The sequence below is a fragment of the Mesorhizobium sp. M1050 genome (assembly GCF_040318715.1).
In the GTDB taxonomy this organism is placed as follows: domain Bacteria; phylum Pseudomonadota; class Alphaproteobacteria; order Rhizobiales; family Rhizobiaceae; genus Mesorhizobium.
This window is the reverse complement of sequence record NZ_JAMYMV010000009.1, coordinates 1-20,714: the sequence shown is the minus strand read 5'-3', so window position 1 is coordinate 20,714 and position 20,714 is coordinate 1. Positions and strand designations below refer to the sequence as shown.

Annotated in this window: 16 protein-coding genes and 1 pseudogene; 11 read left to right on the top strand and 6 right to left on the bottom strand. The window is 64.0% G+C overall.

The window, feature by feature from the left end:
* Positions 1-10: 10 nt before the first annotated feature.
* The 6 genes from NKH57_RS07830 to NKH57_RS07805 all read left to right on the top strand — a co-directional run bounded on the left by NKH57_RS07830 (position 11) and on the right by NKH57_RS07805 (position 7,557).
* The gene (locus tag NKH57_RS07830) at positions 11-1,384 is read left to right on the top strand and encodes an aspartate aminotransferase family protein (protein WP_352943235.1); all 1,374 of its coding nucleotides are present in this window, start codon (positions 11-13) and stop codon (positions 1,382-1,384) included.
* A 267-nt stretch (positions 1,385-1,651) separates the two neighbouring features.
* On the top strand, positions 1,652-2,344 hold the full coding sequence (locus tag NKH57_RS07825; RefSeq protein ID WP_502907269.1) for an HAD-IA family hydrolase: 693 nt from the start codon (positions 1,652-1,654) through the stop codon (positions 2,342-2,344).
* Positions 2,345-2,409: 65 nt separating this feature from the next.
* Positions 2,410-4,020 (top strand): ABC transporter substrate-binding protein, encoded by a 1,611-nt coding sequence (locus NKH57_RS07820; protein WP_352607098.1) that lies wholly within the window; start codon positions 2,410-2,412, stop codon positions 4,018-4,020.
* A gap of 86 nt (positions 4,021-4,106) precedes the next feature.
* Positions 4,107-5,057, top strand: a complete 951-nt coding sequence (locus NKH57_RS07815; protein ID WP_352607096.1) for an ABC transporter permease — start codon at positions 4,107-4,109, stop codon at positions 5,055-5,057.
* 2 nt (positions 5,058-5,059) lie between these two features.
* A complete protein-coding gene (locus NKH57_RS07810; protein ID WP_352943227.1) occupies positions 5,060-5,905 on the top strand; it encodes an ABC transporter permease in 846 nt (281 codons plus the stop codon).
* Positions 5,902-7,557 (top strand): ABC transporter ATP-binding protein, encoded by a 1,656-nt coding sequence (locus NKH57_RS07805; RefSeq protein ID WP_352943224.1) that lies wholly within the window; start codon positions 5,902-5,904, stop codon positions 7,555-7,557. Before NKH57_RS07810 ends, NKH57_RS07805 begins: the two co-directional genes overlap by 4 nt.
* 12 nt (positions 7,558-7,569) lie before the next feature.
* Here the strand turns inward: NKH57_RS07805 and NKH57_RS07800 are convergent, their stop codons facing one another.
* Positions 7,570-8,046 carry an Lrp/AsnC family transcriptional regulator gene (locus NKH57_RS07800; protein ID WP_023757297.1) on the bottom strand — a complete coding sequence of 159 codons (477 nt, stop codon included), beginning with the start codon at positions 8,044-8,046 and terminating at the stop codon, positions 7,570-7,572.
* A gap of 222 nt (positions 8,047-8,268) precedes the next feature.
* Here NKH57_RS07800 and NKH57_RS07795 point away from each other — a divergent pair, with 222 nt between their 5' ends.
* Positions 8,269-9,582: an NAD(P)/FAD-dependent oxidoreductase gene (locus NKH57_RS07795; RefSeq protein WP_352943221.1), complete on the top strand. Its 1,314-nt coding sequence runs from the start codon at positions 8,269-8,271 to the stop codon at positions 9,580-9,582.
* A 41-nt stretch (positions 9,583-9,623) separates the two neighbouring features.
* Here the strand turns inward: NKH57_RS07795 and NKH57_RS07790 are convergent, their stop codons facing one another.
* The 5 genes from NKH57_RS07790 to NKH57_RS07770 all read right to left on the bottom strand — a co-directional run bounded on the left by NKH57_RS07790 (position 9,624) and on the right by NKH57_RS07770 (position 16,349).
* Positions 9,624-10,991, bottom strand: coding sequence for an FAD/NAD(P)-dependent oxidoreductase (locus NKH57_RS07790; RefSeq protein WP_352943218.1), 1,368 nt, complete (start codon positions 10,989-10,991; stop codon positions 9,624-9,626).
* Positions 10,988-11,290, bottom strand: a complete 303-nt coding sequence (locus NKH57_RS07785) for a (2Fe-2S)-binding protein (RefSeq protein WP_352832672.1) — start codon at positions 11,288-11,290, stop codon at positions 10,988-10,990. The genes NKH57_RS07790 and NKH57_RS07785 overlap by 4 nt, the downstream gene beginning before the upstream one ends.
* Complete coding sequence (locus NKH57_RS07780) at positions 11,287-13,272, bottom strand: hydantoinase B/oxoprolinase family protein (RefSeq protein WP_352943214.1); 1,986 nt, start codon at positions 13,270-13,272, stop codon at positions 11,287-11,289. The genes NKH57_RS07785 and NKH57_RS07780 overlap by 4 nt, the downstream gene beginning before the upstream one ends.
* A gap of 4 nt (positions 13,273-13,276) precedes the next feature.
* Positions 13,277-15,355: a hydantoinase/oxoprolinase family protein gene (locus NKH57_RS07775; RefSeq protein WP_352943211.1), complete on the bottom strand. Its 2,079-nt coding sequence runs from the start codon at positions 15,353-15,355 to the stop codon at positions 13,277-13,279.
* 88 nt (positions 15,356-15,443) lie between these two features.
* Entirely contained in the window at positions 15,444-16,349 is a 906-nt protein-coding gene (locus NKH57_RS07770) for a LysR family transcriptional regulator (protein WP_352943208.1), read from the bottom strand.
* Between the two features lie 116 nt (positions 16,350-16,465).
* Here NKH57_RS07770 and NKH57_RS07765 point away from each other — a divergent pair, with 116 nt between their 5' ends.
* The 4 genes and pseudogenes from NKH57_RS07765 to NKH57_RS07750 all read left to right on the top strand — a co-directional run.
* Positions 16,466-17,584, top strand: a complete 1,119-nt coding sequence (locus tag NKH57_RS07765; protein ID WP_352943205.1) for an NAD(P)/FAD-dependent oxidoreductase — start codon at positions 16,466-16,468, stop codon at positions 17,582-17,584.
* A gap of 468 nt (positions 17,585-18,052) precedes the next feature.
* Positions 18,053-18,985, top strand: a complete 933-nt coding sequence (locus tag NKH57_RS07760) for a TauD/TfdA dioxygenase family protein (protein ID WP_352943203.1) — start codon at positions 18,053-18,055, stop codon at positions 18,983-18,985.
* 45 nt (positions 18,986-19,030) lie between these two features.
* The gene (locus tag NKH57_RS07755; protein WP_352943200.1) at positions 19,031-20,380 is read left to right on the top strand and encodes an LLM class flavin-dependent oxidoreductase; all 1,350 of its coding nucleotides are present in this window, start codon (positions 19,031-19,033) and stop codon (positions 20,378-20,380) included.
* A 24-nt stretch (positions 20,381-20,404) separates the two neighbouring features.
* Positions 20,405-20,714, top strand: a pseudogene (locus NKH57_RS07750) (ABC transporter permease); the annotation flags it as partial.

Sequence of the window (20,714 nt, the reverse complement as noted above, 5' to 3'; positions counted from 1 at the left end):
GAGAACAACAATGCTCGCCAATTCCCTGATCGAACTCGATCGCGCTCATCTCATCCATCCGGTCTCTTCATACCGTGGTCATGAGGCGCTTGGCGTGCGTGTGCTGAAATCAGCGAAGGGAGCGACTGTGACCGATGCCTCCGGCCGGCAGCTTCTCGACGGCTTCGCGGGACTGTGGTGCGTCAATGCCGGCTACGGCCATGACAGCATCGTCGAGGCGGCTACCCGGCAGATGCGCGAGCTTCCCTACGCCACCGCCTATTTCGACCTCGGTTCGGAGCCGGCCATCCGTCTCGCCTCGGAACTCGCCGAGCGCGCGCCCGGAAATCTCAATCACGTTTTTTTCACACTTGGCGGGTCGGATGCGGTCGACAGCACGATCCGTTTCGTCCGCTACTACTGGAATGCCAGGGGCGAGCCGCAACGCGACCAGTTCATTTCCATCGAGCAGGGTTATCACGGGTCGTCGGTGGTTGGCGCGGGCCTGACCGCCCTGCCTGCCTTTCACGCCGGTTTTGGCATTCCCTTCGAATGGCAGCACAAGGTCCCCTCCCCCTATCCCTATCGCAACCCGGTGGGCGACAACGGGAGCGCGATCATCGCCGCATCGCTGGGCGCGCTGAAGGCGAAGATCGAGGCGATCGGTCCTGAGCGGGTTGCCGCCTTCTACGCCGAGCCGATCCAAGGTTCGGGCGGAGTAATCGTCCCGCCGAAAGGCTGGATCAAGGCGATGCGCGAGCTCTGCCGGGAGTACGGCATCCTGTTCATTGCCGACGAGGTTATCACCGGCTTCGGCCGCACCGGACCCCTGTTCGCCTGCACGGACGAGGAGATCATTCCTGATTTCATGACGACCGCGAAGGGCTTGACCTCGGGCTATGTTCCGATGGGCGCGGTGTTCATGTCCGATCATGTCTATGACGTCATCGCCGATGGCGCGGGCGCCTCGGCGGTCGGTCACGGCTACACCTATTCCGCCCATCCCGTCAGCGCCGCCGTGGCGCTCGCGGTGTTGAAGCTCTACGAAGGCGGCCTGTTGGAGAACGGCGTCAAGGCAGGTGCTCGCCTGACAGCGGGCTTGGAGGGCCTGAGGGACCATCCGCTCGTCGGCGACGTGCGCGGTCGCGGCATGCTCGCCGCGGTCGAACTGGTGGTCGACAAGGAAAAGAAGACACCGCTTCCGGCGTCGGCCATGCCGGCGCGGCGAATCTTCGACAGGGCCTGGGACAATGGCCTCATCATCCGTGCCTTTGCGCATGGGGTTCTCGGCTATGCACCGCCGCTGTGTTGCAGCGACGCTGATATCGATGCGATCATTGAGCGCACGCGCCGGACCCTCGACCAAACGCTGGCCGATCCCGATGTCCGCCAGGCGATGGCATGATGGCGGCGAAATATGTCGTGTCTCGAAATATCGCCGGGGCAGACGATTTCGCAATTTTGTGCCGCCCCCTCACGCCTTTTCGGCGAATCCAGCGCGGGGGAAGTGCCAGACTGCTCATAAGACAAGGCCAGAATGCCTGGATTTCAGAGCCTTCGAAAAAGGCCGACGCCCCGGACAGCACGGAATTATGTTCTGTTCAACACATGCAATTCGGCCGCGCGCAGAGGAGAGCCAGGTTTGGCCAGGGACTTTAGCGAGTTCAAATACATGACCTTCGATGTCGTCGGCACGCTGATCGATTTCGAAGGTGGGATAACGACCTGCCTGGCCGGGATTGCCGCCGAAGCTGGCGTTTCCATCGATGGCGAAGCCGCACTGGCCTTGTATCGGCAGGCCCGCTACATGCCTGGTGCCGGGCTATTCCCCGACGATCTCGCACGTGTGTACATGCTCATTGCGCGGCAGCTCGGCCTGCCCGCCGAAGAAAAATATGGCGTACGGCTGCGGGATTCCGCCAGCATTTGGACAGGTTTCCCAGACAGCGCCGCAGCATTGGCGGACCTTGCGAAATCGCACAGATTGATCGCCATGACCAACGCCCGGCGCTGGGCGCTAGATCATTTTGAGAAACAACTGGGATCGCCCTTCTTCGCCACCTTCACGGCCGACGATACGGGCACGGAGAAACCAGACCCAGCATTTTTCCGGAAGGTCCTCGATTTCGTGGCCTCCAGGGGCGACAGCAAGGATGACATCCTGCATGTCGCGCAAAGCCAATATCACGATATCGGCATATCTCGCGCGCTTGGCTTGACCAACTGCTGGATCGAGCGTCGGCATGCCCAGAAGGGCTATGGCGGCACGATCGAGCCAGAGCGCTTCACCGTGCCCGACTACCACTTCACCTCGATGGCCGCGTTGGCGGCGGCCGTGCGGGAAAGCCTGAAGGAACGAAGCTGAGCCCAACCCCGGAAAAGCCGCAGCAAGACGAGCGAACCGGAAAAACAAACAGAAAGGGGAATGATATGACCGACAAGATCACGAACTGGACCGGTGCAGACGATGCCATGGTCGAAAACGCCATTCGGCGGGGCGCGAGCCGCCGCGAACTCCTCAAGATGTTGCTGGCCGGTGGAGCCGCGATTGCCGCGGGTAGCCTGGTGCTCGGCCGCGCCACGAATGCCGTCGCCGCCACGCCGGCTTCCGGCGGCAGTTTCAAGGCCGCCGGCTGGTCGTCCTCGACCGCCGACACGCTCGATCCGGCGAAGGCATCGCTCTCTACCGACTATGTCCGCTGCTGCTCGCTCTACAACCGCCTTACTTTCCTCGACAAGGACGGCGTCACGCAGATGGAACTGGCTGAAAGCTTCGACAGCAAGGACGCCAAGACCTGGACCGTGAAGCTGCGCAAGGGCGTCACCTTCCACGACGGCAAGGACCTCACTGCACAAGACGTTATCTACTCGCTGAAGCGCCATCTCGACAAATCGGTTGGCTCCAAGGTCGCCAAGATCGCCGCGCAGATGACTGGCTTCAAGGCGGTCGACAAATCGACCGTCGAAATCGCGCTTGCCGACCCGAATGCCGACCTCCCGACGATCCTGGCGCTGCATCACTTCATGATCGTCCAGGATGGCACCACCGACTTCTCCAAGGGCAACGGCACCGGCGCCTTCGTGCTGCAAACGTTCGAACCGGGCGTGCGGTCGGTCGTCACCAAGAACAAGAATTACTGGAAGTCGGGCAAGCCCTATCTCGACTCGTTCGAATTCATCGCCATCAGCGACGACAGCGCCCGCGTCAACGCTCTGCTTTCCGGTGACATCAACTTCGCCGCCTCGATCAATCCGCGCGCGATGAAGCTCATCGGCGGCCAGCAGGGCTTCGAATTGTCGAAGACGACCTCGGGCAACTACACGGACCTCAACATTCGGCTCGACATGGATCCGGGCAATAAGGCCGACTTCGTGGCCGGCATGAAATACCTCGTCAACCGCGAGCAGATCGTCAAATCGGCATTGCGCGGCCTTGGCGAAGTCGGCAACGACCAGCCCGTCTCGCCGGCGAACATCTTCCACAATGCCGACCTCAAGCCGAAGGCTTTCGACCCGGACAAGGCCAAGTTCCACTTCAAGAAGTCGGGCCTGCTCGGCCAGTCCATCCCAGTGGTCGCCTCCGATGCCGCGACCTCGTCCATCGACATGGCGACGATCATCCAGGCCGCCGGCGCGGACATCGGCATGAAGCTGGACGTCCAGCGCGTACCGTCCGACGGCTATTGGGACAATTATTGGCTCAAGGCGCCGATCCATTTCGGCAACATCAATCCACGCCCGACGCCGGACATTCTGTTCTCGCTCCTCTACGCCTCCAACGCGCCTTGGAACGAAAGCCAGTACAAGTCTGAGAAGTTCGACAAGCTGATGATCGAGGCGCGCGGCTCGCTCGACCAGGCCAAGCGCAAGGAAATCTACGGCCAGATGCAGACCATGGTCTCCGAGGAGGCCGGCACCATCATCCCGGCCTACATTTCCAACGTCGATGCCCTCTCCAGCAAGGTGAAGGGTTTGGAGGCGAACCCGCTCGGTGGCATGATGGGCTACGCAATGGCGGAATATCTCTGGCTTGAAGCCTGAGACGCGCCAGCCGGGGACCGGCCAACTGGTCCCCGGCACCACTTGCGCAACATGGCTTGGCCGAACGCAACCGCAGGAGCGCTTCCATGACATCTGGGGTTTTCAACCTCGTGCTGAAGCGGCTGGCAATCGCGGTCGTTACACTTCTGATCGTTCTGTTCGCCGTTTTTTTCGCCACCAGCATGCTGCCCGGTGACACCGCGTCGATCCTGCTTGGCCAGGCGGCTACCCCCGAGGCGGTTGCCGGCTTGCGCGAGGCCATGCATCTAAACGATCCGGCAATCCTGCGCTTCCTGCGCTGGCTTCTCGGCCTGTTGCACGGCGATCTCGGCACCTCCTACGCCAATGAAATGCCTGTCGCGGCGCTGATCGGCGGGCGCTTCGTCAACACCATGGAGCTTGCCGGCATCACCACGCTGCTCTCGGTACCGCTGGCGCTGACGCTGGGCATCACCTCTGCCATGTTGCGCGGTTCCCTCTACGACCGCACCGTCACTGTCCTTTCGATCGGCGTCATCTCCGTGCCGGAATTCATGGTCGCGACCCTCGCGGTCCTGCTTTTCGCCGTTTATCTCAAATGGCTGCCGGCGCTGTCCTCGGTCAACGAGGCGCATTCGCTGACCGACCTCGCACGCATCTATGCGATGCCGGTGATCACGCTGACCTTCGTCATCTCCGCTCAGATGATCCGCATGACCCGCGCCGCCGTGCTCGAAACGCTCTCCACGCCCTATGTCGAGATGGCGCTTCTCAAAGGCGCCTCGCGCAGCCGCATGGTGCTCAAGCACGCGCTTCCCAATGCACTCGGGCCGATCGTCAACGCGGTTGCGCTATCACTGTCTTATCTGGTCGGCGGCGTCATCATCGTGGAGACGATCTTCAACTATCCCGGCATCGCCAAGCTTATGGTCGATGCGGTCGCGACCCGCGACCTGCCGCTGATCCAGAGCTGCGCGACGATCTTCTGCCTCGGCTACCTCTTGCTCATCACGGTTGCCGACATCATCGCCATCATGTCCAACCCGAGGCTGAGGTGACGATGGCGCGCGCGGCAGCTTCCCGACGGTCCTTCCTAGGCCATAGCTACAATCTCGTGGGCGTCGTGGCCTCGCTGGTCATCGTGGCGTGGACACTGATCGCCATCTTCGCGCCTTCCATCACTCCCCATTCAATCGGCGACATCGTCGACGACGACTATTTCGGCCCGATGCGTCAGGGCCTGTGGCTCGGCTCAGACTATCTGGGACGCGACATGCTCTCGCGGGTGCTGATGGGCGCGCGCTACACGGTCGGCATATCGCTCGCCGCCGTCGTCATCGCCTGCTTCTCGGGCGTGGTACTGGGGATGATCGCGGCCGTCACCGGCGGATGGTTCGACAGCTGTCTCAGCCGCTTCCTCGACGCGATGAACTCCATCCCCAGCAAGCTGTTTGGCCTTGTGGTCGTCGCCGCGGTCGGCTCGTCGATCCCGGCGCTGATCATGACGCTCGCCGTCATCTATATCCCCGGCGCCTACCGTTTCGCGCGGGCGCTCGCCGTCAACATCAACACCATGGACTTCATGACTGTCGCTCGCGTCCGTGGCGAAAGCACCTTCTATCTCATCGGATCCGAAATCCTGCCCAACATCATCCGCCCGGTGCTGGCCGACTTCGGCCTGCGTTTCGTCTTCATCGTGCTCTTGCTCTCCGGCCTGTCGTTCCTCGGCCTCGGCCTGCAGCCGCCGCTCGCCGACTGGGGCGCGCTGGTGCGCGAGAACATCGGCGGCCTGCCGTTCGCGGCCCCCGCCGTCATCATTCCGTCGCTGGCGATCGCCAGCCTCACCATCAGCGTCAACCTGCTGATCGATAACCTGCCGCAAAAGATCAGGGACAGGGACGCATGACCAATCTCGTCGAGGTCAGGAACTTGCAGATCGAGGCGACGACCGACGCCGGACGCGTCGTCGAAATCATCAAGGGCGTCAGCCTCGACATCGCCGATGGCGAAATCGTCGCCCTGATCGGCGAGAGCGGCTCCGGCAAGACGACGGTGGCGCTTTCGCTGATGGGCTATGCGCGACCTGGCTGCCGGATCACTGGCGGCGACATCAATGTCAACGGCAAGAACTTGGCGGCACTTTCCGAAAAGGAACGCGCCAGGTTGCGAGGCACCGTCATTGCCTATGTTCCGCAAAGTGCCGCCGCCTCCTTCAACCCCTCGTCCACCATTATGGAGCAGGTGATCGAGGTTACGCGCATCCACGGACTGATGCCTCCCGAGCAGGCGCGAAAGCGCGCGGTCAAACTGTTCAGGGCCTTGTCGCTGCCGGATCCGGAAGGAATCGGCGCGCGTTATCCGCACCAGGTTTCGGGCGGGCAATTGCAGCGGCTGTCGGCGGCCATGGCGCTCATCGGCGAGCCCAAGCTGATGATCTTCGACGAGCCGACGACGGCTCTCGATGTGACGACACAGATCGACGTGCTAAAGGCCTTCAAGTCGGTCATGCGGGCGGGCGGGATAGCGGGTGTCTACGTTTCGCACGACCTCGCTGTCGTCGCCCAGATCGCCGACCGCATTGTTGTGCTCAAGGGTGGCGAGGTGCAGGAGACCGGCACCACGGCTCAGATTCTTACGGCTGCCCAGCATCCCTATACGCGCGAACTGTTGGCTGCCTTCGAACCGAAGCCGCGGCAAGCGCATGCGGACGCGGAAGCCGCCGTGAAGCCGTTGCTACGCATCGACAATGTGACGGCAGGTTATGGCGCGGTGCGCGATGACGGACTGCCGCTCATCCGCGCTGTCGATTCCGTCAGCCTGGTCGTCGAGAAGGGACGCAACCTTGGCATCATCGGCGAATCCGGCTGCGGAAAATCGACGCTCGCGCGCGTCATCGCCGGCATCCATCCGGCGGCGGCCGGCGACATCGTTTTCGACGGCAAGCAACTGGAGCGCGCCTCGGGGAAACGCAGCCAGGACCAGCTGCGCGAGATGCAGATCGTGTTCCAGTATGCCGATACCGCGCTTAATCCGGCCAAGGCTGTGGAGGACATCATTTCCCGGCCGCTGGCTTTCTATCACCGGCTGGACAGGCAGGCGCGCTCGAAGCGCGTCGATGAACTGCTCGACATGGTCCGCCTGCCCAGGACGCTACGCTACCGTCGCCCGTCGGAGCTCTCGGGCGGCCAGAAGCAGCGCGTGAACTTCGCGCGCGCCCTGGCGGCCGGGCCCAAGCTCATCATCTGCGACGAGATCACCTCGGCGCTCGACACCGTGGTGGCGGCCGCCGTAATCGAACTGCTCAAGGAGTTGCAGCGCGAGTTGGGCCTTTCCTACATTTTCATCAGCCACGACCTCTCGGTCGTCGAAGCGATCTGCGACGAAATCATGGTTATGTACAATGGCGAACGGGTGGAGCAGATCACGCCCGACAGACTGAAGGCGCCCACCCACCCCTATTCCAAGCTTCTGTTCTCCTCCGTGCCGAAGCTCGATCCGATGTGGCTCGATGGCTTGGTCCGAGACCCCGAACTGGTCAGCCAGTACGGCCACCGCTGACGAAACGGCAGCTCACCTAGGAAACAGGCTGGGCAACGGTATATGCGCCTTGACGATGGGAGACTTCAGCACCACGAAGCTGAAATACTTGTCGATGCCGATATCCATGTCGGTCAGCCGCTCCATGATCGTCTGATACTCACCGATGCCGGCGGCGACGAACTTCATCAGATAGTCGTAGCCGCCCGACACGAGGTGGCATTCGATGACCTGGTCGATCTTCTCCACGACAGCGAGAAAGCGGGCAAAGTCCACCTGGCGATGGTTCTTCAAGGTGATTTCGGTGAACACGGTCAGCGTCTGGCCGAGCTTGCCGATATTGATCTGCGCGGAATAGCCTTCGATGTAGCCTTCCGACTGCAGTTTCTTCACCCGCATCAGGCACGGGCTCGGCGACAGATGCACCAGATCAGCCAGTTCCACATTTGTGATGCGGCCGTTCTTCTGCAATTCGTGAAGAATCTTGATATCGATCCGATCCAGTTTCACGCTCGTCTCCGCAGAACGCACGCCACAGCACAAAATGCTGCCTTGCTCATAGGCATTGACACTACCACAGCCCGCTGGCCTGTCCATCCAAGCGGACAGCGCTTTGAACGCATCGGCTCCCGATTTCGACCGAGCTGCCGGAATAAAACTCTGCTTCGGCTTCAACTGCGGCAGCGGCTGCCTGCGCAACACGGTAGATTGGCACTTCAAGGCAGAGAGACCATGCGCGCACCATTGCAGCAAATCGAGACATCTGGCGACCTGCCACAGACCGCGGACGCGGTGGTGATCGGCGGCGGCATCGTCGGTGTCTTCGCGGCCTATTACCTGGCACGGCGCGGCATGAAGGTCGCGCTTGTCGAAAAGGGACGCATCGGCGCCGAGCAGTCCTCCAGGAATTGGGGATGGTGCCGGCAGCAGAACCGCGACGCCCGCGAGTTGCCTATGGCGACCCGCAGCCTCGATCTGTGGGCCAGTTTTGCAGCGGAAACCGGCTTTCGCCGCTGCGGTCTGCTCTATCTCAGCAATGACGAGGCGGAACTGGCCGGCTGGGCGCGCTGGCGTGACTTCGCCAGGACGGCCGGCGTCACCACGCACATGCTCGACGGCGCCGGAGCCAGCGAGCGAGGCCGCGCCACGGGTCGGACCTGGAAGGGCGGCGTCTTCTCGCCGACCGACGGCACCGCCGATCCATCGCGGGCCACGCCCGCGGTCGCCCGGGCCATCCTCGAGCTTGGGAGCTCCGTGCACCAGAATTGCGCCGCGCGCGGTGTCGAGACCGAGGGCGGACGCCTGAGCGGCGTGGTCACCGAAAGTGGAACGATCCGGACCAAGGTGGCGGTGCTGGCCGGCGGCGCCTGGGCCTCCTCCTTCTGCCACCAATTCGGTTTCCGTTTTCCGCAGGCGTCGATCCGTTCCTCCATCCTGTCCGTATCGCCCGGCGCGGAGGGTCTGCCGGGTGCGTTGCACACAGCGAGGATCTCGGCCACGCGCCGGGGCGACGGCGGCTATACGCTCGCCATAAGCGGACGCGGCCGCGTGGACGTGACGCCGCAGCAGTTGCGCTTCTCGTCGCAGTTCCTGCCCATGTTCCTGAAGCGGTGGCGAAGCCTGGCACCTGGCGGCCTGCAGGGCATGCGCTGCGGCCACGAAACACTCCGGCACTGGCGGCTCGATCAGCCGACGCCGATGGAGCGGATGCGCATCCTCGATCCGGTCCCGGACCAGGCAACAATCCGCCTGACCCACGTGCGAGCGCTCGAGCTGCTGCCGGCGCTGCGCCAGACCAGGATCAGCGCGGCCTGGGCCGGCTACATCGACAGCACGCCGGACGGCGTGCCTGCCATCGGCGAGATCGATACGGTTCCGGGTTTCTTCCTGGCTGCCGGGTTCTCTGGGCATGGCTTCGGCATCGGTCCCGGCGCCGGGCATCTCGTCGCCGATCTGATGACCGGCTCCAAACCGATCGTCGATCCGCAATCCTATGATCCCAGGCGCTTCGACATTTCGGCCTGGGGGAAGGTTGCCGATTTCTAGACTTGATACAGGCCGACATTCCAGGACGGCACGGAATCGCATCAGCCGTCCCGCAGAAAGGCGCCGATAGGCGCCGGGCGGACAGGCGCTTGCCCGCGGAACCGGCCGACAGCGCCAGGCGTGCAGCCGGTCTGTGCCGCGATGAGTTCGACGGCAGCCAACTGACAATAGCGCCCCTGGCATCGCCCCATGCCGACGCGCGACAGCGATTTCACCCTGTTCGCTTCGCCGCCGCCGAAATCAGTGCTTTCGCGCAGGGCCGCGGCGGTCACATTCTCGCAGCGGCAGACGACCGCGTCGTCGGGGAGTGCCCGCACCATCGCCGCGGGCCAGGGAAAGGCGCAAGCCAGGCCGCGGGCGAAGCGCTCGAGCCGCGAGAGCTTGCGCAGATCGCCCGCCGTGGAGGGCGCTGGAAATCCAAGATCAGCAAGGCATGCCGCCGCAGCCAGACGCCCCGCGACCTCCGCGCCATCCGCCCCGAGGAGACGAACGCCGTCACCCGCAAGATAGACGCCACTGCCGGCACGCCCCATCCGGTCGGTCTTTGGCAGCCATTGCCGCCACCGCTCATCATAGGTGAAGGCGCATCCCGCCAGGTCGGCCAGATGCGTCTCCGCCCTCAAGTGCCAGCCCATGCCTATCGTGTCGCATGGGGTGAGGTGCTGCCTTCCGCGGGCATCACGCCAACGCATCGCCGTGACACCTTGCCCGTCGGCCTCGATACTTTCGAGGCTGACGCCCGCATGGTAGCGGCCGCCGAGCCTCGCCCGCAGGGCCACGCCGCGCAGCGCGACCAACGGCCGGACGGCAAGGTCCCAGAACCCCCGCACCTGATGGCGCCAGGAGGAGGTATCCAGTACCGCAACCACATCCGCTCCAGCCTTGACAAGCTGGGCGCCGACCAACGTTAGCAAAGGCCCCGATCCGATCAGGACGATCCGCTGTCCCAGCGCCACACCCTGCGCCTTGAGCGCGATCTGCGCCGCGCCAAGACTGTAGACGCCGGCGCTCTGCCAGCCGGGGACCGGAGCGACACGGTCGGATGCGCCAGTGGCAAGGATCAGGCGGTCACAGCTGACTAGCTGCATGCCGCCCTCCCCCAGCACGTGCAGCCGATCTTGCTGCACGGCGATGACCGAGCGTCCCGCGCAATGGGTGAGCCGCCCGTCCGCCGCCAACCGATCGAACAGCGCATGCAGCGCGCGCGCCTTCGCCGCCTCCGACCCGTACAACTGCTCCGGCGTGCGGACGAACCCGTCAGGTGGGCGACGATAGATCTGGCCGCCGGCGCGCTGCCCTTCATCGATCACCACCGGATGGAGGCCCGCATCGACAAGCGCCGCCGCCGCCCTTATGCCGGCCGGGCCAGCGCCCACGATCACGATCCGCGGCGACGGGGCCTCACTCACGGCCAACTCTGCGGCGGCGTGGTGCGCAACCGCATGCCTTCGGCGATCAGGGTTGTGCACGCCCGCAGGCGAGGCCCCTCCTCCTGCCATATCCAGCAATCCTGGCAGGCTCCCATCAGGCAGAAGCCGGCGCGCGGCTCGGGTCCGAACTCGGACATTCGCAAGGCGTGTCCTGACGCCAGCATCGCGGTCAACACAGTATCTCCCACGAGAGCACTATCGATCTGCCCATCGAGAAAGAAATGCACCGCCGCCCGGTCGCGCTCGGCCAGCCGGACGATACGGCCGGCCGTGATCATCCCGCGGCCTCTCGCACAGGGTGAGGACGCGGCAGTTCGGGAAAGCGTTCGCAAACGGCATCGAAAGCCGCCTGGACACCCTCCGGCCCGGAACGCTCCTTCATACGGCGGAAGATTTCCGTCTTGGCAAAGAACCGCCAGTGGATCGGCAAGCCCCCTAATATCGCGGTGAGGCGGTCATACGCCGCCGGCGTCCACTGCGCTTCGTAGCCGTCGCGCTCCGGACCGAAATGGAAATGTCCGGCGGCCGGCTCGTGATGCGCACGCAATTGCCTCGTCGCCTGCTCGTCAACTCCCCCGCCCCGGAGGACGACGCCGTAGTCGCGTTCGGCCGCGCCCGGCGAAAGATAGCCGTGCCGCACATCCTGCGCGACCCGCCAGGCCTCGCGTTCATACGGATCGCCGCGCCCGCCGCCTCCGGCGGAGCGGATCTCGAGCACGTCGCCGGGCTGCAGAACCGCGGTGTCGATGTTGCCCAGCCGCCGCTCGTGCTCGGTCCCTGGATTGACGACCATGTCCGACAGGCCGGCGGCCTTGCCGCCCAGCACACCCCAGGGACGGAAGAAGCTGCGGTCGCGGTTGCGCGCCGTGATCCTGGAGTCGGGAGCAAAGACGCGGAAGGCCATCTCGGTCGCCAGCCCGCCGCGCCAGCGGCCCGCGCCGCCACTGTTCTTGGCGAGCCCGTATCTGACGAATTCGACCGGAGTCTCGGTCTCGGTGATCTCGATCGGCGTGTTCTTGAGATAGGCGGCATCGGCGCCCGATCCGTTGGTCCCGTCGCGATGCGGCATCGCCCCGCCACCGCCCACCACCGGATTCACCGCTGTGATGATGGTCCGGTAGGTGCGCTCGTCCGTGGTCATGACGTTGACGATGCAGTTGTTGCCGGCCGGCGCCGCGGGCAGGCGCTCCGGCACTGCCTGCGAGAAGGCGCCGAAGATGACCGACCGCAGCCGGGCGCAGGTGAGCGAGCGCATGCCGACAGCCGCGGGGTGTATCGGATTCAGCACCGACCCCGTGGGTGCGATGCAGGTGAACGGCCGCGTCAGACCCGTGTTGAGCAGGATCTTCGGATTGAGCGTGTAGAGCATGTAGTAGACACCCACCAAAAGCATGGTGTGTCGCGGGTCGCCGCCCGAAGGCACGTTGAGCGAGGAGCCGAGCTGCGGATCCGAGCCGGTGAAGTCGAGCACCGCCTCATCGCCCTTGATCGTCAGCGTCAGCTTCAGCCGGCACGGATTGGCCTCGACGGAATCCTCATCGGCGTAATCGGCGAATTCCCATGTGCCGTCGGGCATGGCGCGCAGCACGTCGCGCGCCTGCGCCTCCGCATGATCGAGAAGAGCCGCAACGCCTTCAACGAAGCCGGCCTTGCCGAACTTCCTCACCATTGCCTGGACCTTGCGCTCGCCGGTGTTGAGCGCGCCGACCAGCGCCTTGATGTCGCCGATGTTGAGATCTGGCTTGCGCACATTGGTGCTCATGATCCGTAGGATCGTCTCATCGAAGACCCCTTCCCGCACCAGCTTCATCGGCGGAAAGCGGATACCCTCCTGATGAATTTCGGTTAGCGCGCGGCTGAGCGAGGCCGGCACCGCGCCGCCCATGTCGGTATTGTGGATGTGCCCTCCCGTCCAGGCGACGATCTCGCCATCGACGAAGACGGGCTTCCACAAATGGGTGTCGGGCGCGTGCGTGGCGACGTGGCCTGAATAGGGATCGTTGGTGAAGGCAACGTCGCCCGGCCGGTAGTCGCCGACCATCGCGATAGCGCGGTGATAGGAAAGCCCCGGATACCAGGTAGCACCAAGCTCCATCGGCACGGCGAAGGTCGCTCCCGAACGATCCATCAGCATGACCGTAAAATCCTGCGTCTCCTTGACGAAGGCGGAGTGCGCTGTGCGGTGCAGCGTATGAGCCATGTTTTCAGCCGCCGCCCGGGCATGGTTCGCGAGAACCTGAAGGTTTGTCCGATCAAACATGGCCTCACTCCGCGAAGGTCAGCAGGAGGTTGAGATAGCGGTCGACCCGTGCATGCGCTCCTGCGGGAATGGCGAAAGTGGTGTCTTCCTGAACGACCACGGCAGGTCCGGCGAATGTGCTGCCCGACACGAGGGCTTGGCGGTCGTGGAGATCGACGGTTTCGACGCTCGCACCGGTGTAGACCGGGACACGGCGCGCCGGGGTGGCCGCAACGTCGACCTCTTCGGTCTCCGGAAGCGAGAGTTTCGGCCCGGCGCCTATGGCAGACAGCCTGATATCGACAAGCTCGATCTCGCCGTCCGGGTCGTGAAAATCGTAAAGCCGCTGGTGGGTAAGATGGAAGGCCTGCTCGATAGCGGCTACGTCGCCGTCTGCCAGCCATTGCGGCGAAAGGACGACTTCGATCTCATAGCTTTGGCCGAAGTAACGCATGTCGCAGGAGAGAGTGAGTTCCGCTGCCGAGTCGTGCCCCTGCGCCGCAAGCCAGCCGCGCCCCTCATGCGCGAGCGCCTCGAACGCCTCGCGAATTGCGGGGAGCGTAGCGCCCGACAATGGGGTGAAGACCGTGCGGATGAAGTCGCCGCGCAGATCCGCCACCAGACCGCCCAAAGCCGATACCACGCCAGGACGGCGCGGCGCCATGACGCGCCTCATGCCGAGCTCGCGGGCAAGAAAGGCGCCGAGCATCGGGCCGCCGCCGCCGAAAGGCATAAGTGTGAAATCGCGCAAATCGACGCCGGCGCGCGAAGCAAGCTTCTCGACCTCGACGAACATCTCCGACACCGCGATGTCGAGGATTGCCCGCGCAGTCTGCTCAACGGGGCGGCCGAGCCGGGCGGCAAGCTCGCCGACCGCGCGGTGCGCCAGACCGGTATCGATTTTGAGCTGGCCATAGGCCATCTCGCTGTGACCGAGCCATCCGCACACCACCATCGCGTCAGTCACCGTCGGCCGCTCGCCGCCACGGCCGTAGCACGCGGGTCCTGGCGTCGAACCGGCCGATTCCGGTCCGACCCGCAGCACCCCCTGCGCATCGACACTGGCGATCGAGCCGCCGCCGATACCGATCGAGCTCACCGATACGGAGGGGATATGGAGCGGAAATTCGCCGATCAGCTCGCCTGTCCCGAATTGCGGCTCGCCGTCGATGATGAGAGCGAAGTCTGCCGAGGTCCCGCCAATGTCGAGGGTAAGGATCTTGTCCTCTCCGGCCTGACGCGCCAGCCACGAGGCGCCGATGACGCCGGAGGCAGTTCCCGACAGCAGCATGTTCACGCAGGCGCGCTTGCCTTCGGCAGCGTTCATCAGCCCACCGTTCGACTTCGTCAGCATGGGGCGGGCCGGCACGCCGTGGTCCTTCAGCCGCTCTTCCAGCGCCGTCAAATAGCCTGAGACGCGCGGATGGACATAGCCGTTGAGGATGGCGGTCGAGCTACGCTCATATTCACGGATGACCGGCCAGACCTCGGCCGAGGAGAAGACGAACAGCTCCGGCGCAAGACGCGCGATCGTCGCCTTCACCGAGGCTTCCTGGGCGGCATTGCGCCAGGCATGGAGGAAGGACACGATGATACCTTGCGCCCCGTTTTCCTTCGCCACTGCCACCGCCGTTTTTACCGCCGCCATGTCCGGCGCCTGGGATTCGCTCCCATCGGCACGCATGCGGGCCGGAATGCCGAAAACCATGTCGCGCGAGATCAGCGGCTCCGGCCGCGAGCAGAACAGCGAATACATGTCCGGCATTCGCAGCCGCGCCAGTTCGATGACGTCCTCGAAGCCGGCATTGGTGAACAGCGCGAGCGGTGCGCCCTTGCGCTGGATGATCGTGTTGATGCCGACGGTCGTACCGTGCACGAAGCGCGTCATACGGGTAGGATCGAAGCCTTCACGTTCGCCAAGAAGCGTGAGGCCCGTGATCAGTTCGGCACCCGGATCTTCCGGCGTCGTCAGCACTTTCAGCGAGGCGACTCGTCCGGAACGGCCTTCCAGCGCGCAGAAATCGATGAATGTCCCGCCGATGTCGACGCCGACCTTCCAGTCGGCTTCGTTTTGCGCCTCATCCACCGCGATGGCACCATCCATGATGCGTCCCTTCCTGTCTGCCATCCAAAGCTGACATGACAGGATGGCGAGGTCCAAGACGTATGAAGACGAACCATATAAGTATTGCTTATGCCCTTGCCTTGTCACCGCCCAGCACGAGAGAGCAGGCCGCACGGATTTGGTCGCGCATCATCTCATCGGCCCGCGAAAGAGCCCGCGCGCGCGACGTCAGCAGCGCGATCGGAAACTCCGGGCCTGCCGCGAGCGGCCGGACGGCAATCCCGGCAAACTGATGCCAGGGCAGCAACGCGTCGACCAGGGCGATACCCAGGCCGGCCTGGACGAAGCCGACCGCGGAGATCGACACGTCGATCTCGAGCGACGGCAAAAGCGCCACACCCTGCGCGCGGCCAGCGTGAGCCAACTCGTCGGCGGGACGGGTGTTCCCGCGATACGATATCAAGTCCTCGCTGGCGAGATCGGCGAGCGTCAACTCGGTCTTCCCGGCCAACGCATGCCCGGTCGGCAGCAGGCAGGCGAAGCCGACGCTGCCGATCACTTCCGCCTCGATGTCCGGAGGCAGCCGGTCGTCCATGGCCACGCCGAGGCTGACGTCGCCGGCACGCAGCATGTCGATGATCGCGGCGATCGGAGCCATATGAGACCGCAGCAGTATCTCTGGATGCTGCGCCCGGAATCCGGTGAAGGCGCGCGGCAATATCGCCATGGCGGGCGGCGGCGAGGCCGCGACCCGCACCAGCCCGGTCCGGCCAAGACGCAGGTCGGTAGTCTTGCGGCGCAAGCCCTCCAGCCCCGCCGACAGCCTTTCGGCATCGGCGAATATCTCGAGTGCCTCGGGCGTCGGCCGCAGCCGGCCCTTGACGCGCTCGAACAACGTGAAGCCGAGTTCATCCTCGGTGTGGATGACGATCTGGCTCAAGGCGGGCTGGGAGATGTTCAGCATCCGGGCCGCGGCAGTCACGGTGCCCGCGCGCATGACGGTGATGAAGACTTCAAGCTGCCGGGCCCGCATTGCCACTCCATAGGTAGAGCTTATGGCTTCTGTCCAAACGCATCTTTGACGCAATGCCGCGGCGCGAACAAGATGGGCACATCCAAGGATCAGCCGCTCTGCGCTAGGGACCGACTATGGATGTGATCGTGCTGGGCGGCGGGCTTATGGGAACGGCTTCGGCCTATTTCCTTGCTAGGCGTGGCGCGCGCGTAACGCTGGTCGAGCGCAACCGGATCGGCACCGGAGCGACAGTCGCCTCCTTCGGCAACATCCGGCGCACGGGGCGCCATCTGTCCCAGCTTCCACTCGCCCACCGCTCGCTCAGGCTGTGGGGCGAGGCCGAAAGAATGCTTGGCCGTGACGTGGAATTTCGCGCCACCGGTCACATCCGGCTGATCTTCGATGAAGGAAGCCTTGCCGACATGCGGGCCTATGCGCAAGCCGCGCGACCGTGGGGGCTCGAGTTGGAGGAACTCCACCCACGCGAGATTAGCGCGCGCTTTCCCGGACTCGGTCCCGAGGCGATCGCGGCGTCATTCTCGCCGCAAGATGGCAGCGGCAATCCGCGGCTGATCGCGCCGGCCTTCACCGAAGCTGCACGCAAGCTCGGCGCCGAAATCGTCGAGGAAGCCGAGGTCGACAACATCACGCACACGGGCTCCAGTTTCCTTGTCGCCAGTTCGAAAGGTGCATTCGCCGCCGATTGCTTGCTCAACACCGCCGGAGCCTGGGGCGCGCGCATTGCCGCACAGTTCGGCGAAGAGGTACCGATCGACGCCCGCGGTCCGCAGATGGGTGTTACCGAGCCGCTGCCCCATCGGATTCTGCCGGTGGTGGGCATCTGGACGCGCAACAAGGAGCATGGCGCCTATCTGCGCCAGGTCGAGCGGGGCAACATCGTCTTCGGCGGCGCGGCCGAAAGAGTGTCGGTAAGCCTCGATCCAGGCCATGCGGTCGCCGATCCCATGCGCCTTCCGTCGCAATTGCGCGCCGTCGCGCGGCTGCTGCCGGCAATCGCCCGGGTCGCAGTCATCCGCACATGGTCCGGCTGCGAGGGCTATATCAGGGACATGCTGCCGGTCATGGGGCGCTCGGCAACGACGCCGGGCCTGTTCCACGCCTTCGGCTTCAGCGGACACGGCTTCCAGCTCGGCCCGGGCGTGGGCGACGCCATGGCCGAACTCATCACGACCGACCGTTGTGAAACGCCGCTCGGCGATTTCAGGATCGATCGATTCAACCAAGGCATCTGAAGCTGCGGCGAAAAGCTTCAGTTCACACCCGAGAAGGCGCGGAACGTCGCGCCGGATGAACTGTGCTTAGGGCAAATGCTGCCGCCGGCAACGTCTGCGGTTGCCTTGCCTTCTCCGGCCTTCGCTTCGCACCTCAGACGAAGATTAGGTTGTCAGCCGGTTTCAATTGCCTTGCTCGGTTCAACCTTAAGCCCGTGCGACAGTCGGCTTGGCATCTCAGCCATCCTCTTCGCGCTTTATCGACTGAGAATTTTCAATAGCAGAGTAAAACACGCAATCTGGTTTCTCTATAGAATTTGTAGAATGACTACTCTGTCGTCGTTGTCGTGACTGCGACTGACTTTTCCAAGAGCCGATAGGACCGAACCATTATGCCCAAGAATATCGGCCAGTTCCTCCCTACGCCGGCAGGCCATCGGCCAGTTTGAGTACTCCCCCAACCAACGCTCAATTCGCCTGGAGATTACCATGACAAATCCCGATCTCACCAATGCAGCCGCACTGGAAGTGGACGTCACGCCACTCACAGCGCGTGTCGGTGCAGAGATCCGCAACGTACGTCTATCCGGTGACCTGCCACATGCTGTCGTAGTGGCAATCAATCAGCTTCTTCTGCGCCATAAGGTCGTGTTCTTCCGAGACCAGGGGCACCTTGACGATGCCGAGCAGGAGCGCTTTGCCCGACAGCTCGGCGACCTCGTTCCGCATCCGACGCAAGGGCCTGTGGTCGGCACAGCGTCGATCCTAGAGCTTGACTCCAGCCGCGGTGGCGGGCGCGCCGACCAGTGGCATACCGACGTCACTTTCGTTGACGCCTATCCCAAGTTCTCGGTCTTGCGCGGCGTGGTTATTCCGTCGGCTGGTGGCGACACGATCTGGTCAAACACGGCCACAGCTTATGAGAGTTTGCCGCCAACGCTGAAGCGTTTCGCGGACGATCTTTGGGCCGTTCACAGCAACGCCTATGACTATGCCGCGGTGAGACCCCGGGCGACCGAAGCCGAAACAAAACACTTCGATGAGGTGTTTACTTCCACGATTTACGAGACCGAGCATCCCGTTGTCCGGGTGCATCCGGAGACCGGGGAGCGCACTCTCCTTCTGGGCAATTTCGTGCAGCGGTTCGTTGGCTTGTCCAGAAGCGACTTCCACAGGGTCTACGAGTTGTTCCAATCCTACGTTACCGCCCCTGAAAATACTGTCCGCTGGCGTTGGCGAGTGGGGGACGTGGCGATCTGGGACAACCGGGCGACGCAGCACTACGCCGTCAATGACTACGGCGATCAGCGCCGGGTCGTGCGCCGCGCCACTGTCGACGGCGACGTGCCCGTTGCAGTCGACGGACGGCGCAGCGTCAGCCGTACGAAATCAGCCAAGCCGGCGAGGATCAAGGCCGCCTGAGCAGAGCGAACCTCCTTCAACTCCCTGCGACAAGAGGAACTTACGATGCGCAGAAAGATTAAGCTTGGCGCCTTCCTGCCTGGTGGCGGACAGCATATTGCCGCCTGGCGCCATCCCGACGCGCCGGCCGACGGCGCCACGAGCTTCGAATTCCATAAGCAGCTTGCTTTGACCGCCGAGCGCGGCCTGTTCGACGCTTATTTCCTCGCCGACAATCTGACGGTTGGGCTCGGCGCCCGCGAGGGCGGCAATGCCAAGATCGCCGGTTTCGAACCAGTGACGCTGTTTGCAGCCCTAGCGCCGCTCACCACGCATCTCGGCTTCATCGCCACCGCGTCCACCACCTATGAGGAGCCATATACGCTGGCGCGCAAATTCGCGTCGCTTGATCTGTTGTCCAACGGCCGTGCCGGCTGGAATGTGGTGACCTCGGCCGGCGACGAGACCGCCCAGAACTTCAACCGCGATGTCCAGCCCAACCATGCCGACCGCTATGCCCGGGCGCATGAACATGTCGAGACCGTCAAGGCGCTGTGGGACAGCTGGGAGGACGACGCCTTCATCCGCGACAAGCAGTCGGGCCGCTTCTACGACAAGGACAAGCTGCACGACGTCAATCACAAGGGCGCGCATTTCAGCGTCAAGGGTCCGCTCAACGTGCCGCGCCCTGTGCAGGGGCATCCGGTGGTGGTGCAGGCCGGGCAGTCCGAGGATGGGCGCGGGCTGGCCGCGCATTCGGCCGAGGTGATCTTCACCGCTCATCAAAAGCTCGAGACGGCACAAGAGTTTTACCGCGACATCAAGGCGCGCGTGGCGGCTGTCGGCCGCGATCCCGACCAGGTGCTGATCATGCCTGGCGTGGCACCCTTCGTCGGCCGTACCGAGGGAGAAGCCCGCGCCAAATATGAGCAGTTGAATGGTCTCATCCTGCCCGAGGACGGCGTCGCCCTGCTCAACGCGCTGGCCGGTCAGACGCTCGACATCACCGGCTATCCGCTCGACGGACCGCTGCCGGTAGCCAAGGAAACTGAAGGCATGAAGAGCCGTCAGGCGCTGATCCGCCAGATTGCCGACGAGCACAACTTCACGATCCGCCAGCTCTACCAGTGGGTGGCGACGGCGCGAGGCCACTACACAGTCATCGGCAGCGCCACCCAGGTGGCCGATCAACTGGAAGAATGGTTCACCAATGAGGCGGCCGACGGCTTCAACATCCTGCCGCCGTGGCTGCCGGGTGCGCTCGACGATTTTGTCGATTTGGTGATTCCGGAGCTGCAGCGCCGCGGCCTGTTCCGCACCGCCTATGAAGGGCGGACGCTGCGCGAGAACCTTGGCCTCCGACGTCCCGAAAACCCGTGGACATCAGCTCGCTCGACCGTGCTGGCCGCCGAATAACCCTCTGAAGCGAAGGGCAAGACGATGACTTTGCAGAACGTCGAACAGCCGACCGTCATCGGCACGCACGGACACCGGACCAACATCGGTATCGATTTGCTGCGCCTCGGCAATTTGACCGCAGGCCGCTTCCTGTCACGTTACGGCGTCCTCGTGGGGTTTCTGGTGCTGTGGCAGGTGGCGAGCAGCGCCGGGTGGGTGAATGCCGCTGTGCTGCCGCCCATCGACATGATCGCTGCCGCTCTGTGGAAAGGGCTCGCTGGCGGCGCCTTGCTCGGCGACATCGCCATCAGCCTGCAGCGTGCCGGCATTGCCTTCGCAGCAGCCGTCGCGG